We start from the raw sequence: 16285 nt of genomic DNA on the forward strand, positions 1-16285 counted from the left end.
TCACTGCGATCGCCGCGAGTGTGAGGTGGCTCGCATCGTCGCGCCCAGAAGGTCGCGCAGCCGCTCGCCGTACCTCGCCACCGATTCGGCGGTCAGCATGTCGTGGTGCGTGCAGTCGATCGCGTGCACCGCAATGTGGCCGGACGCGTAGGGCGCCCACGATCGGGACAGCCGCGCGCCGCGATCGCCGTCGTCGCGGGCCGCGGAAAACACGGTGATCTCCCCCTCGAAGCGCCCCGGCTCGTGGCGGCGATAGAGCTCGATGTTGTCGTTGAGGTTGCTCAGCAGTTGCGCGACGAGCGGTTTGCTGGGCGGCCGGCGTTCGTCGGCGTGTCCGTCCTGTTCGCCGGGGCCGATGTTGTTGGCCCGCAACACTTCTTCGAGCACCCTCTGCTCGCCCTGGGCGTGCTCGCTCACGGCCACGCCGCCGTCGAGGCCGGGTTGGGCGTCGAGCAGGATCAGGCGCCCGATCTCGCACCCGCGCCGCTGCAGCTCGATGGCGACCTCGTGGGCCACGACCCCACCGAACGACCAGCCCAGCAGGTTGTAGGGACCCTCGGGATAGGCGTGCTGGATCCGGTCGGCATAGGTCTGCGCCATCGCCCGGATGGACCGCGGGCCGCCGTCGCCGTTGCGCGGGACCTGCTGGATCCCGATGATCGGGCAGTCGAGGTGGTTTCCGAGCACCTGATACGGCCAGCTCACCCCGCCGGCGGGATGCACGCAGAACAGCGGGACACCGCCGGCCCCCTGCTTGAGGGTCTGCACCGGAACCACCTCGTGCGCGTCCGTCGTGGGGGTGCGCAGTCGCTGACCCAACCCGGCGACCGTGGGCGCGTCGAACAAGGTGCGCACCGGGAGATCGGCACCCAGGCCGGTGTTGATCGCCGCGACGAGACGCATCGCGGAAATGCTGTCGCCGCCCAGGTCGAAGAACGAGTCGTCGACCCCGACCCGCTGAACGCCGAGCACGCGCGCGAAGGCCGCGGCCAGCGCCTCCTCGAGCGCGTTCGACGGGGCCCGGTACCCGCTGCCGGTGTACTGCACCGCCGGCAGCGCGCGGGTGTCGAGTTTGCCGTTGGGCGTCAGCGGCAGCGCGTCGAGCCCGACCACGGCCGCCGGCACCATGTAGCCCGGCAGCCGTTGGGCCAGCGCGGTGCGCGCCTCGCCCGGGTCGGCGGTTCCGGTGATGTACCCCACCAGTCGTTTGTCGCCGGGGCGGTCCTCGCGGGCGATCACCACCGCCTGGTCGACGTCCTCCAGCGCGGCCAGCGCGGTCTGGACTTCGCCGAGCTCGATGCGGTAGCCGCGGATCTTGACCTGCTCGTCGGCGCGGCCCAGGTATTGCAGCTGGCCGTCCGTTGTCCAGCACACCAGGTCCCCGGTGCGATACATGCGCGACCCGGGCGCCCCGAACGGGCACGCCACGAACCGCGACGCGGTCAGCCCGGACCGGCCGACGTAACCCGCGGCCACCCCGTCGCCGGCCACGTACAGCTCCCCCACGACGCCTGCGGCGACGGGACGCAACCAGCCGTCGAGCACGAACAGCGCCGCGCCGTCCACCGGCGAACCGATCGGCGGCGTCCCGGATCCCGCCGTCAGTGGCGCGCTGATCGCCACGCACATCGTCGTCTCGGTCGGGCCGTAGGCGTTGACCATCACCCGTCCCGGCGCCCACCGGTCCACCACCTCGGGCGGGCAGGCCTCCCCGGCCATCACCAGCGACACCGATTCCAGCCCTTCGTGGGACAGCATCGCCACCGCCGAGGGCGTCTGGGTCAGCACGCTGACCCGCTCCGCGGCCAGCAGGTCGTGGAAGTCCTGCGGCGAGCGCGCCACCGACTCGGGCACCACCACCAGCCGCCCGCCGCGCAGCAGCGCGCCGAAGATCTCCCACACCGAGACGTCGAACGCGTACGAGTGGCTTTGCGTCCACACGCCGGCTCGCGGCAGGCCCGCATCCAACGGCTCCAGCAGCTGCGTCACGTTGCGATGAGTGATCGCAACGCCTTTGGGAACGCCGGTGGTGCCCGAGGTGTAGATGATGTAGGCGATGCCGTCGGGCGGGGGCGCCGGCAACGGCGTGCCCGCTGCGGTGTCGGTCGGTGCGTCCTCGATGTCGATGACGGTGACGTCGCACCCGTCCAGCCGCGAGCGCAGGCCCGTGGTGGTGACGGCCGCGACCGGCGCGGAATCCTCGAGCATGAATCTGATCCGGGTGGCGGGCGCCGCCGGGTCGATCGGCAGGTACGCCGCGCCGGTCTTGAGCACCGCCAGGATCGCGACGATCGCCTGTGGCGAGCGCGAAAACAGCAGGGCCACAGCCTGTCCCGGGCCCGCGCCGTGGCCGGTCAGCAGGTGCGCCAGCCGGTTGGCGGCGTCGTCGAGTTCGCGGTACGTCATCGACAGGTCGCCCCAGCTGACCGCCACCGCGTCCGGCGTCCCGGCGACGTGCGCGTCGAACAACGCCGGAATCGACGGGAATTCGAGCGGCGCGCGGGCCAGGACCGCCCGGTTGCCGACCTCGTCGAGGCGCGCGTGTTCGGACCCGTCGAGCAGGTCCACCGACGAGAGCGGCCGGGCGGGATCGGCGGTCATCGCGACCAGCACCCGCTCGAACCGCTCGCCCAGCGCGCCGATCGTGTGCGCGTCGAAGACGGCGGCATCGTATTCGACCCGAAGGCCCAGTTCCTCGCCGGACAGCGCGGCCTGCATCGTCAACGGGTAGTGGTTGCGCTCGAACATGTTGACGTCGGTGATGCCCAGCTCGTGGTCGACGGCCATCGCCGATGTGTCCAGCGGGTAGTTCTCGTAGGCGAACAGGGTGTCGAACAGCTTGTCCTGACCGGTGATTCGGTGGATCTCGCTCAGTGCCAGGTGCTGGTGGTCGAGGGTCTCGGTGTGCGCGCCTTGCAGCTGGGCCAGCAGGTCGGCCGCGGTGGTCGCCGCCGCGATGCGCGCGCGCACCGGGACGGTGTTGATCATCAGGCCCACCATCGCGTCGGCGCCGGGGACGTCGGCGGGCCGGCCCGAGACGGTGGTGCCGAACGCGACGTCGTGCTGGCCGGTCAGCCACGCCAGTAGCTGCGCCCACGCGGCGTGCAGCACGGTGCTGACGGTGGTGTGGCTGGAGCGGGCCAGCTCGCCGAGCGCGGCCGTGATCCCCGCGGGGACCGCGAACGACTGGACGCCCCGGGCGCCCGGCTCCGGCTGGTGCGGCGGGCCGACCAGCGTCGGGGTGTCGAAGCCGTCGAACACCCCGGCCCAGGCCTCGCGCGCGGCGTCGCGGTCGCGTTCGGCCAGCCAGGCGACGAACCTGCGGTAGGGCGGGGGCGCGGGGAGGCGCTGGCCGGTGTAGCAGGCGAACGTCTCGTTCAGCAGGATCGGGACCGACCAGCCGTCGAGCACGATGTGATGAATGGTGAGCACCAGCCGATGCCGGTCCTGCCCGGTGCGGATCAGCACCGCCCGCACGGCGGGCTCGTCGGCCAGGTCGTAGACGGCTTCGCGTTCGGCCGCGCACAGGCGCTGGATCTGCTCCTCGGGTTCGGACCCGTTGGCCGCGACCTCGAGGTAGCGCGAGGCCATCGCCGGGTCGGCGGGGATGATCTGCACCGGCTCGTCGAACCGGTCGCTGAACCGGGCGACGAGGTGCGGATGCCGGATGATCACCGCGTGCATCGCGTCGCGCAGCCGGTCGCGGTCGATCGGACCGGCGAGGCTGAGGTCCAGCTGGACCACGTAGAGGTGGTCGTCGGAGCCCCGCGTGGTGGTGGCGTGGAACAGCAGCCCCTCCTGCAACGGGGTCAGCGGCAGGACGTCGGCCACCCGGTGGGTCCGCTCGAGCTGGTCGATCTGCGGCTGGTTCAGCCGGGCCGGCGCGATGTCCGACGGGGTCAGTCCGCCGCCGCCGTCGCGCACGTGCGCGCAGATGCCGGCCAGCGCCTGGAACCACAGCGTGCTCAGCCGGGCCACCTGCTCGCGGTCGAGCGCCGAGGGCGCCCACGTCCAGGTTGCGTGCAGCTGGGGGCCGTCCTCGGTGTCCATGGTGCCGGCGTTGAGGTCCACGGTGTGCATCAGCGGCATGGGCACCGCGGTGCTGGCGGCGGTGGCCGCCGAGCCGTCCCGGCTGATCCGCCACAGCTCGTCGGAAAGTTCGGCGGCCGCCCCGCCCAGCCGGCCGAGGTAGTTGAACCCGATCGTCGGGTCGGGGCCGTCCAGGTCGACCTCGTCGTTCAGGTAGCGCAGCAACCCGTAGGTCAGCGGGTCGGGCAGGGCGCGCAGCTGCTCCTTGGCGTCTTTGAGCAGCGCGCCCAGGATCGGCGCGCCGGCCACGACGTCCGCCCAGGACAGGCCGCCGACGTTGAGGGCCACCGGGTATTTGGCGGTGAACCAGCCCACGGTGCGGGACAGGTCCACGCCGGCGGCCAGCTCCTCGTCGCGGCCGTGGCCCTCGACGTCGATGCCGATCGGGGCGCCCGCGTTGCCCAGGAATTCCGCCCAGGCCAGCGCGAACCCGGCCAGCAGGATGTCGTTGATCCCGGCGTGGAAGGCGGCCGGCGCCTCGCCGAGCAGCGTGCGGGTGGTCTCGACGTCCAGCAGCACCGACAGGTTCTCGGCGGTCTCGTAGGTGTCCAGGCCGGGACGCACGGCCGGCAGCGCGGGCGGGGTCGCCGCGACCCGACGCCAGGCTTCGGCCCGCTCGGTCACCGCGGGCGCGTGCGCGCGCTCGGCCAGCAATGACGCCCAGCGGGCGAACGACGTCCCGCCGGTGGGCAGCGCCACCGGCTGCCCGTGGTGGTGCTGGCCCCAGGCGATGTTGAGGTCTTCCAGCAGGACCCGCCAGGACACCCCGTCGACGGCCAGGTGGTGAACGATCAGCACCAGCTGGCCGGTGGGTGCGACCCACAGCGCGCTGAGCATCACCCCGGCGGCCGGGTTCAACCGGGACCGCGCCTCGACGACCGCCGCGTCGGTCAGTTCGTCCACCGAGAGCACGCGGTGCGCGGCGTCCACCGAGCCCGGCTCGGGCACCTGCAGCGACCACTCGCCGGCGTCGTCGTCCGAATGGCGGTCCACCCGCAGGCGCAGCATGGCGTGCCGATCCAGCAGGGCCTGCAACACGGTCACCACGTCGGCCTCGGTGACCCCGGCGGGGGCCTGCAGCACCATCGTCTGGTTGAACTGGTCGACCGGACCGCCCGCACTTTCCACCCCGCGCAGCCAGCGGATGATCGGGGTGGCGGTGATCGCCCCGGTGCCCTCGTCGACCACGCCGTCCTCGCCGTCGGCCGCGACGGCCACCCGGGCCAGCCGGGCCACGGTCTGCTCGGTGAAGATGTCGCGGGTCCGCACCGCCAGGCCCGCGGCCCGGGCCCGGGTCACCACCTGCATCGAGGAAATGCTGTCCCCGCCCAGGTCGAAGAACGAATCGTCGGCCCCGACCCGCTCGACCCCCAGGACCTGGGCGTAGATGGCGGCCAGGGTCTCCTCGACCGGGGTCTGGGGGGCGCGATAGCGATCGGCGTCGGTGTATTCCGGTGACGGCAGGGCCCGCGCGTCGAGCTTGCCGTTGGGGGTCAGCGGCAGCGCGTCGAGCGCCACGACCGCCGCCGGGACCATGTAGGCCGGGAGCCGATCGCCCAGCCGGGCGCGCAGCTGGGCCGGGTCCACTGCGCCGGTGACGTAGCCGACCAAACGCTTATCGCCGGGACGGTCCTCGCGCGCGATGACGACGGCCTGGTCCACCCCGTCGAGGGCGGCGAGGGCCGAACGCACCTCGCCGAGTTCGATGCGGTAGCCGCGGACCTTGACCTGGTCGTCGGCGCGGCCCAGGTACTGCAGCTGCCCGTCGGAGCCCCAGCACACCAGGTCACCGGTCCGGTACATGCGCGATCCGGGCGCCCCGAACGGGCACGCCACGAACCGCGACGCGGTCAGGCCGGACCGCTTCCAGTAGCCGCAGGCCACGCCGGCGCCGGCCACGTACAGCTCGCCGACGACGCCTTGCGGCACCGGCCGCAGCGACTCGTCCAGCACGAACAGCCCCGCGCCGGGCACCGGCGATCCGATGGGAACGACGTTCGATCCGGCCTTGAGTGGCGCGCTGACCGCCGCGTACACCGTCGCCTCGGTGGGGCCGTAGGCGTTGATCATCGCCCGTCCCGGCGCCCAGGCGTCCACCAGCTCCGTCGGGCAGGCCTCCCCCGCGACCACCAGGGTGGCCGATTCGAGCCCCTCGGGCGACAGCACGCCCGCCGCCGACGGGGTCTGACTGATCACGCTGACCCGTTCGTCGACCAGCAGCGCGTGGAAGTCCCGCGGGGATCGCACCGCCGAGTCCGGGATGACCACCAGCCGCCCGCCGTGCAGCAGCGCGCCGAAGATCTCCCAGACCGAGACGTCGAAGGCCAGCGAGTGCCACTGCGACCACACGCCTTCGCGCGGCAGGCCCGAGTCCTGGGCTGCCAGCAGCTGGGCGACGTTACGGTGGCTCACCGCAACGCCTTTGGGCACCCCGGTGGTGCCCGAGGTGTAGATCAGGTAGGCGATGTCGTCCGCGTCCGGCGCCGGCAGAGCGGTGGCCGGCTGGGCGTCGATCGCCGGGTCGTTCACGTCGAGGACGACGACGTGATGCCCGCGCAGCCGCGCCGCGAGCTCGCCCGTGCTGATCGCGGCCATCGGCGCGGCGTCGGAGAGCATGAACCCGATCCGCTCGGCCGGCAGCCCCGGGTCGATCGGCAGGTACGCGGCGCCGGACTTGAGCACCGCGAGGATCGCGACGATCGCGTCGGCCGACCGGCCGAACAGCAGGGCCACCCGCTCGCCGGGCCCCACGCCGAAGCCGGCGAGCAGGTGCGCGAGGCGGTTGGCGGCCTCGTCGAGCTCGCGGTAGGTCCACGAGCGGCCCTCGAAGCTCAGGGCCACCGCGTCGGGGGTGCGCGCCGCCTGCGCGGCGAACAGCGCCGGGATCGAGCCGGCCTCGGTCGCCGGTGCGGTGAGCACGGCGCGGTTGCCCAGGGCGTCCAGCCGGGCGTGCTCGGCCGCGTCGAGCAGGTCCACCGACGACATCGGGCGGGTGGGGTCGGCGGTCATCGCCGTCAGGACTCGTTCCAGCCGCCGGATCAGCGCCCGGATGCTGTCCGCGTCGAACACGTCGGTGCGGAACTCGACCCGCCCGCCGATCCCGGCGGGCTCGTCGCCGTCGGTCCAGCGTTCGGCCAGCGAGAACACCAGGTCCATGCGGGCCACCTGGGTGTCCAGCGGGATCGAGGTGACCCGCACGTCGCCCAGGGCCAGCCCGGCACCGGGGTCGCCGTCCTGGCCGGCGAAGTTCTGCCAGGCCAGCATCACCTGCACGAGCGGGTGATGGCTCAGGCTCCGCGCCGGGTTCACCCGCTCGACCAGCACCTCGAAGGGCACGTCTTGGTGCTCGAACGCCTCGAGGCTGCGGGCGCGCACCCGGGCGAGCAGGTCGGTGAAGGAGGGATCGCCGGCCAGGTCGACCCGCAGCACCAGGGTGTTGACGAAGAAGCCGACCAGCTCGTCGAGGGCGGGGTCGCGCCGCCCGGCGATCGGGAAGCCCACCGCCACGTCGGTGCTGGCGCTGATCTTCGACAGCAGCACCGCCAGGGCGGCCTGCACCACCATGAAGCTGGTCGAGTTGTACTCGCGGGCCAGCCCGGCGACCTGCTGCTGCAGGTCCGCCGGCCAGTCGACCTCGACGGCCGCGCCGCGCTGATCGGCGATCTGCGGGTAGGGCCGGTCGGTGGGCAACTGAAGCCGCTCGGGCATGCCGGCCAGCGCCTCCTGCCAGTAGGCGAGCTGCTCGGCGATGCGGCTGCCGCTGTCGGCCAGCTCGCCGAACTGGTCGCGCTGCCACAGGGTGTAGTCGACGTATTGCACCGGCAGGGGCTCCCAGTCGGGGGCCCGCCCGGCGGACCGGCTGGCGTACGCCATGCCCAGGTCGCGCACCAGCGGTCGCAGCGACCAGCCGTCCGCGGCGATGTGGTGGACCACGGCGACCAGCACGTGTTCGTCCTCGGCGACGCGGAAAAGCGAAGCGCGCAGCGGGATTTGGGTCGCCAGGTCGAAGGTTTCGGCGGCGGCGATGTCGATGGCCTCGCGCAGCCGGCCGGCCGACCACCCGCGGGCGTCGACCATCCGCCAGCTCAGATCGGCCCGCTCGGCGGGGAGCACCACCTGCTGGGGTGTTCCCTGCGGCGCGGCGAACACCGTCCGCAGGCTCTCGTGGCGGGCCACCACGTCGGCCAGCGCGGCGCCGAGCGCGTGCGCGTCGAGCCGCCCGTGCATCCGCAGCGCCGCGGCCATGTTGTAGACGGGGGACGGTCCCTGCAGCTGGTCGAGGAACCACAGCCGGCTCTGGGCGAACGACAGCGGGATCACCGCCGGCCGGGCGCCCGCCACCAGCGGGTCCAGCCGGCCCGTGTCCTCCCCGATGCGCGGCGCCAACTGGGCGACGGTGGGCGCCTCGAAGATGACGCGCACCGGAACGCCGGTGTCCATGGCGCTGTTGATCGCCGCGATGACGCGCATCGCCGAGATGCTGTCGCCGCCGAGGTCGAAGAAGGAGTCGTCGACCCCGACCCGCTCGACGCCGAGCACGTGGGCGTAAATGCCGGCCAGGATCTCCTCGGTGGGGGTGGTCGGCGAGCGATACCCGGCGGCGGAGTATTCGGGCGCCGGCAGGGCGCGGGTGTCGAGCTTGCCGTTGACGGTCATGGGCAGCGCGTCGAGCGCCACCACGGCCACCGGAACCATATAGGCCGGCAACCGCTCGGCCAGCTCGGCGCGCGCGCCGGCCGGGTCGGCGGGTCCGGTGATGTAGCCGACGAGGCGCTTGTCACCGGGGCGGTCCTCGCGGGCGACGACGACGGCCTGGTCCACCCCGTCGAGCGCGGCCAGCGCCGAACGCACCTCGCCGACCTCGATGCGGTAGCCGCGGATCTTGACCTGCTCGTCGGCGCGGCCGAGGTATTGCAGCTGGCCGTCCGTGCCCCAGCGCGCCAGGTCGCCGGTGCGGTACATGCGGGATCCCGGCTCGCCGAACGGGCACGCCACGAACCGCGACGCGGTCAGCCCGGACCGCTTCCAGTAGCCGTAGCCCACGCCGCGCCCGGCCACGTACAGCTCGCCGACCACGCCGGCCGGTACCGGGCGCAGCCACCCGTCGAGCACGAACAACCCGGCCCCGGGGACCGGCGAGCCGATCGGGGGCGCACCCGAACCCGCGCTCAACGGCGTGCTCGTCGTCGAGAAGATCGTGGCCTCGGTCGGGCCGTAGACGTTGACCATCACCCGCCCGGGCGCCCAGCGGTCCACCAGTTCCGGCGGGCAGGGCTCCGCGCCGATCACCAGCGCCGCGGCATCCAGTCCCTGCGGCGAGAGCATCCGCACCGCCGACGGGGTTTGGCTCAAGACGGTGACCTTCTCGCCGACCAGCAGGGCGTGGAAGTCCATCGGCGAGCGGGCCACCGAATCGGGGACCACGACGAGGCGCCCGCCGTGCAGCAGCGCACCCCAGATCTCCCACACCGAGAAGTCGAAGGCGTACGAATGGAACTGCGTCCACACCTGGTCGGCCGACAATTCGACGCCGACGGCCTGCGCGTCGAACAGCCGGGTCACGTTGTGGTGGCTCCCCGCAACGCCTTTGGGCACGCCGGTGGTGCCGGAGGTGTAGATGATGTGGGCGACGTGTTCGGGTGCCGGCGCCGGTAGCGCCGTGACGGGCTGGCGGGCCACGGCGCGGTCGTGGATGTCGATGACCATCAGGTGGTGGCCGTCGAGCTTGTCGGCGAGCGCGGCGACGGTGAGTGCGGCCATGGGCGCGGTGTCGCCGAGCATGAACTCGATGCGGGCCGCCGGCAGGGCCGGGTCGATCGGCAGGTAGGCCGCGCCGGTCTTCAGTACCGCTAGGATGGCCACGATCGCGTCGGCCGACTTTCCGAACAGCAGCGCCACGGACTCGCCGGGGCCCACCCCGCGGTCAATCAGCAAGTGCGCCAGCCGGTTCGAGCTCTCGTCGAGCTCGCGGTAGGTCATGGACCGGCCCTCGTAGGTCACCGCCGGCGCGTGCGGGGTGCGCGCCGCCTGGGCGGTGAACAACTCCGGGATGGACGCCGGCGTGCCGGGCTGGGTCAGGATGGCCCGGTCGCCCCACGCGTCCAGCCGGTCGTGTTCGGCGGGCTCGAGCAGGTCGATCGACGACAGCCGCCGCGCGGGGTCGGCGGTCATGACGGCCAGCACTCGCCGCAATCGTTCGATCAGCGTCGCGATCCGTGCCGCGTCGAAAACGTCTGTGTCGTATTCGACTTGGAGGCGCATCTCGCGACCGGGCTGGGCCTGCACCGTCAGCGGGTAGTGGGTGGATTCGCGGCTGCTGATGTCGGTGACGGCGAGTTCGTGGTTGCCCGACAGCGCGCTGGCGTCGATCGGGTAGTTCTCGTAGGCGAACAGGGTGTCGAAAAGCGCGTCCTGCCCCGTGATGCGGTGAATCTCGTTGAGCGCCAGGTGCTGGTGGTCGAGCGTGTGGTTGTACGCGCCCTGCAGCTGGTCGAGCAGGTCGGCGGTGGTGGTGGCGGCGCCGATGTTCGCCCGCACCGGCACGGTGTTGATCAGCAGGCCCACCATGGTGTCCGCGCCGGCGATTTCGGCGGGACGGCCAGACACCGTGGTGCCGAACACGACATCGCGTTGGCCGGTCAGCCCGCCCAGCAGTTGCGCGTAGGCGGCCTGCAGCACGGTGTTGACGGTGGTGTGGCAGGAGCGCGCCAGGTCGGCGACGGCCTGGGTGAGGTCGGCGGGCAGCGCGAATGATTCGACGCTTTGCCGGCCGAGCTCCGTCCGGTCCTGGGGCCCGACCAGGGTGGGGGTGTCGAAGCCGGCGAACACCTCGCCCCAGGCCGCCCGGGCGGCGTCGAGGTCGCGGTCGGCCAGCCAGCTGACGAAGCTTCGGTAGGGCGCCGCCGCCGGCAGCCGCTGCCCGTAGTAGGCGGCGAAGATCTCGCCGAGCAGGATCGGCATCGACCAGCCGTCGAGCACGATGTGGTGGTTGGTCAGCACCAGCCGGTAGCGCTCGGATGCGGTGCGTACCAACGCCACCCGGAACGCGGGCTGCTCGGCGAGGTCGCCGCAGACGGCCGCGCGTTCGGCGGCGCACAGGCGCTCGATCGCGTCGGTGTCGGTGCCATCCAGCTCGAGGTACCGCCAGGCCAGCGCGGGATCGGCCGGGATGATCTGGACCGGCTCGTCGTACCGGTCGCAGAAGCGGGCCACCAGGTTCGGATGCCGGCTCACGACAGTGTGCACGGCGTCGCGCAGGCGGTTCGGGTCGAGCGGGCCGGCGATGCTGATGTTCAGCTGTCCCGCGTACAGGTCGTCGGTCGCCGGCGCGGTGTTGGCGTGGAACAGCAGACCCTGCTGAACCGGGGTCAACGCCAGCACGTCGGCGATACGGTGTTGGCGCGCAAGCTGATCGAGCTGCTGTTGGCTCAGCCGCGCGGGCGCGATGTCCGACGGCGTCAATCCGCCGCCGCCGGAGCGCACGTGGGCGCAGATGCCGGCGAGCGCCGCGAACCACAACCGGCCCAGCCGGGCGACCTGTTCGTCGTCGAGCGCCGACGGCGCCCAGGTCCAGTTGGCGTGCAGGCGTGGGCCGTCCGCGGAGTCGACGGTGGCCGCGTTGAGTTCGAGGGTGTGCATCAACGGCATGGCTGTCGACGCGGCGGCGCGGGTGACCGACCAGCCGTCCGGCACGGGCCGCCACATGTCGGCGGTGAGCTCACCCGCGCCGCCCTGGCGCCCCAGGTAGTTGAACCCGATCGGCGGTTCGGGGCCGTCCAGGTCGATCTCGGGGTTGAGGTAGCGCAGCAGCCCGTAGGTCAGCGGGTCAGGCAGCGCCCGGAGCTGTTCCTTGGCGTCTTTGAGCGCCGCGCCCAGCGCGGTCCCGCCGGTGACGACCTGCCCCCAGGAGACGCCGCGCACGTTCAGCGCCGTCGGGTATTTGGTGGTGAACCACCCCACGGTCTGGGACAGGTCGATGTCGCGGCCCAGTTCCTCGTGCCGGCCGTGCCCCTCGACCTCGATGCCGATGGGCGCGCGGCCGCCGCCGAACTCCGCGCACGCCAACGCGAACGCGATCAGCAGGATGTCCTGCACGCCGGCGTGGAACGCCGACGGCACCTCGCCGAGCAGGGCGCCGGTGGTCTCGGGGTCCAGCTCCATGAAGAGGTGTCCGGCCGTGGCGAAGGTGTCCACGTCGGGGCGGACCGCGGGCAGGGCCGGCGGTGTCGCCGCCACCGAGGTCCAGCGCTCCGCCTGATCGACGACGTCGGGGCGGCGCGCATGCTGGGCGAGCCGCGACGACCACCGCGCGAACGAGGTGCCCGCAGCGGGCAACTCGACCGGCCGCCCGCTGTGATGCTGGGCCCAGGCTATGTTCAAGTCCTGCAACAGGATTCGCCACGACACGCCGTCGACGGCGAGGTGATGCACGATCACCACGAGCTGCCCGGTGGCGCCGGCCCACAGCGCGCTGAGCATCACGCCGGCGGCCGGGTTCAGCCGCGACCGCGCCTCGGTGACCGCCGCGTCGGACAGCTCGTCCACCACGTGCAGGCAGTCGGCCGCATCGACCGAGCCCGCCTCGGGCACCGTCAGCGACCAGTCGCCGGACCCCTGGACGCCCGAGCCGTCGACGCGCAGCCGCAGCATGGGGTGGCGATCCAGCAGCGCCTGCAGCATGGTTACCACGTCGGCCTCGGTCACCCCGGCAGGCGCCTGCACCAGCATGGCCTGGTTGAACTGATCGACCTGTCCGCCAACGCTTTCCACGTCTTGCAGCCAGCGGATGATCGGGGTCGCCGCCACGGGTCCGACGCCCTCGTCGAGGACGGCGGCGTCGGCGTCGACCACCTCGGCCACGCGGGCCAGCCGCGCCACGGTCTGCTCGACGAAGATGTCGCGGGTCTTGCACACCAGGCCGGCGGCGCGCGCCCGCGTCACCACCTGCATCGACGAAATGCTGTCCCCGCCAAGGTCGAAGAACGAGTCGTCGACGCCGACCCGCTCGAGCCCGAGCACCTGGGCGTAGATGCCGGCCAGGATCTCTTCGACGGCGTTGTCGGGGGCGCGGTATTGGTCGGCGTCGGAGTATTCCGGCGCGGGCAGCGCGCGGGTGTCCAGCTTGCCGTTCGGGGTCAGCGGCAGCGCCTGCATGACGACCACGGCGGCCGGAATCATGTAGCCCGGCAGCCTTTCGGCCAGCGCGGCGCGGACCGCGGCCGGGTCGGCGGTGCCGGTGACGTAACCGACGAGGCGCTTGTCCCCCGGCCGGTCCTCGCGGGCGACGACGACCGCCTGCTCGACGCCGGCCACCCAGGACAGCGCCGCCCGCACGTCGCCGAGCTCGATGCGGTAGCCGCGGATCTTGACCTGCTCGTCGGCGCGGCCGAGGTAGTCCAGTTGCCCGTCCGCGCGCCAGCGCACCAGGTCGCCGGTGCGGTACATGCGCGATCCGGGCGCGCCGAAGGGGCACGCCACGAACCGCGACGCGGTCAGGGCGGCGCGCTTCCAGTAGCCGCAGGCCACGCCGGCGCCGGCGACATACAGCTCTCCGACGACGCCGGGCGGCACGGGTCGCAGCCATTCGTCGAGCACGAACGACGCCCCGTTGGGCACCGGGGAGCCGATCGGCACTGGCCCTACAGCGCCCGTTCCGCCCTGCAGCGGCGCACTGATCGCGGCGTAGACCGTGGCTTCGGTCGGCCCGTAGGCGTTGATCATCACCCGGCCGGGCGCCCAGCGGTCCACGAGTTCGGCCGGGCAGGCCTCACCGGCGACCACCAGCGCGACCGACTCCAGGCCGGCGGGCGAGAGCGCGCCCGCCGCCGACGGGGTCTGGCTGAGGACGCTGACCCGCTCGGCCACCAGCAGCGCGTGCAGGTCTTCCGGTGAGCGCGCGACGGATTCGGGCACCACGACCAGTCGGCCGCCGTGCAACAGGGCGCCGAAGATCTCCCAGACCGACACGTCGAAGGCCAGCGAATGCCATTGCGACCACACGCCGGTGCGCGGCAACCCGGAGTCTTTCGATGCCAGCAGCTGGGTGACGTTGCGGTGCGTGACCGCAACGCCTTTGGGAACACCGGTGGTGCCCGAGGTGTAGATCAGGTAGGCGAGGTGGTCGGGCCCCGGCGCCGGCAAGGCGGTCGCGGGCCGGTCTTCGAGCTCGGGATCGTCGACGGCGATGACCGTGACGTCGTGGCCCTCGAGCCGGTCGGCGAGCCCGGGACTGGTGAGCGTGGCGATCGGGGCGGCGTCGGAGAGCATGAAGCCGATCCGCTCGGCCGGCAGCGCCGGATCGATCGGCAGGTAGGCCGCCCCGGTCTTCAGCACGGCAAGGATGGCGACGATCGCCTCGGTCGAGCGCGAAAACAGCAGCGCCACAGCCTGTCCCGGGCCCGCACCGCGGGCGGCGAGCAGGTGTGCGAGCCGGTTCGACGCCTCGTCGAGCTCGCGGTAGGTCATCGAGTGGCCGTCGCATACCAGCGCGGCGGTGTCCGGGGTGCGGGCCGCCTGGGCGGCGAACAGCGCCGGGATCGAGTCCGTCCCGGTGGCCGGTCCGGTCAGCGCCGCGCGGTTGCCGAGGGCGTCCAGTCGGGCGTGTTCGGCGTCGTCGAGCAGGTCCACCGCCGACAACGCCTGCGCGGGGTCGGCGGTCATCGCGAGCAGCACGCGCTGCAACCGGCCGATGAGTGCCGCGATGCTGTCCGCGTCGAAGACGTCGGTGCGGAATTCCACGGTGCCGCCGATTCCGGCGGGTTCACCCGCATCGCTCCAGCGCTCGCCCATCGAGAACGTCAAATCCATTCGGGCGGTGTGGGTGTCGACCGGGATGGGCGTGACGTCGACATCGCCGAGGGCCAGCCCCGCGGCGGGCCCGCCCTCCTGCCCGGCGAAGTTCTGCCAGGCCAGCATCACCTGCACCAGCGGGTGATGGCTCAGGCTGCGGGCGGGATTGAGCCGCTCGACCAGCACCTCGAAGGGCACGTCCTGGTGCTCGTAGGCGGCCAGGCTGCGGTGGCGCACCTGGGACAGCAGCTCGGCGAAGGTGGGATCGCCGCCCAGATTTTCCAGATCGACCCTCAATACGAGTGTGTTGACGAAGAACCCCACCAGCTCGTCGAGCGCGGGGTCGCGGCGGCCGGCGATCGGGAAACCCACCGCCACATCGGAACTCGCGCTGATCTTCGACAGCAGCACCATCAGGGCGGTCTGGACCACCATGAAGCTGGTGGCGTTGTGTCGGCGCGCCACGTCGGCGACCCGCTGTTGCAGCTCGGCCGACCAGTCGATCTCCACCGTGGCGCCGCGCTGGTCGGCCACCAGCGGGTACGGCCTGTCGGTGGGCAGCGGCAGCCGCTCCGGCATTCCGGCCAGGGCCTCTTCCCAGTACGCCAGTTGGTCGGCGATGCGGCTGTCGCCGTCGTCGAGATCGCCGAACTGCGCACGCTGCCACAGCGTGTAGTCGACGTATTGCACCGACAGCGGCGACCAGTCGGGGCCGCGCCCGTCGCACCTGGCGGCATACGCCACGCCCAGGTCACGCACCAGCGGGGTGAGGGACATGCCGTCGGCGGCGATGTGGTGCACGACGGCGACCAGCACGTGCCGGTCGTCGCGGATGCGGAAAAGCTCCGCCCGCAAGGGGATTTGGGCCGACAGGTCGAAGGTGTAGCGGGCGGTGGCGCCGATCGCCTCGTCCAGCTGGTCCGCCGACCAGGTGCCGGCGTCGACGACCTCCCACCCGAAGTCTGCCTTGTCGGCGGGGATCACCACCTGCTGCGGTAGTCCCTCGGGCGCGACGAACACCGTGCGCAGGCTCTCGTGACGGACCACCACGTCGCCCAGTGCCGCACCCAGGGCGTCCGCATCGAGCGGCCCGTCCAGCCGCAGCGCCGCCGCCATGTTGTACACCGGTGAGGGCCCTTGCAATTGGTCCAGGAACCACAATCGGTTCTGCGCGAACGACAACGGGATGACCGCCGGCCGCTCGGCGGCCGTCAACGGCTCCAGCCCGCTGCCGCCCTCACCGACCCGGGGGGCCAGCTGGGCGATGGTAGGCGCCTCGAACACGGCGCGCACCGGCAGGCCGGTTTCGAGGCTGGCGTTGATCGCGGCGACCAGGCGCATCGCGGAGATGCTGTCGCCGCCCAGGTCGAAGAAGGAGTCGTCGACCCCGACCCGCTCGACGCCGAGG

General features: G+C 72.4%; 1 protein-coding gene (only partly in view). It reads right to left on the reverse strand.

From position 1 onward, the window contains the following. Positions 1 to 16285 carry the 3' portion of a non-ribosomal peptide synthase/polyketide synthase gene (locus OCQ_RS13455; protein ID WP_041784987.1) on the reverse strand. It continues 14966 nt past the right edge of the window, so only the last 16285 of its 31251 coding nucleotides appear in the window; the start codon falls outside the window, past its right edge — the gene reads right to left on this strand; the stop codon is at positions 1 to 3.

It is taken from the genome of Mycobacterium paraintracellulare (assembly GCF_000276825.1).
In the GTDB taxonomy this organism is placed as follows: Bacteria; Actinomycetota; Actinomycetes; order Mycobacteriales; family Mycobacteriaceae; genus Mycobacterium; species Mycobacterium intracellulare.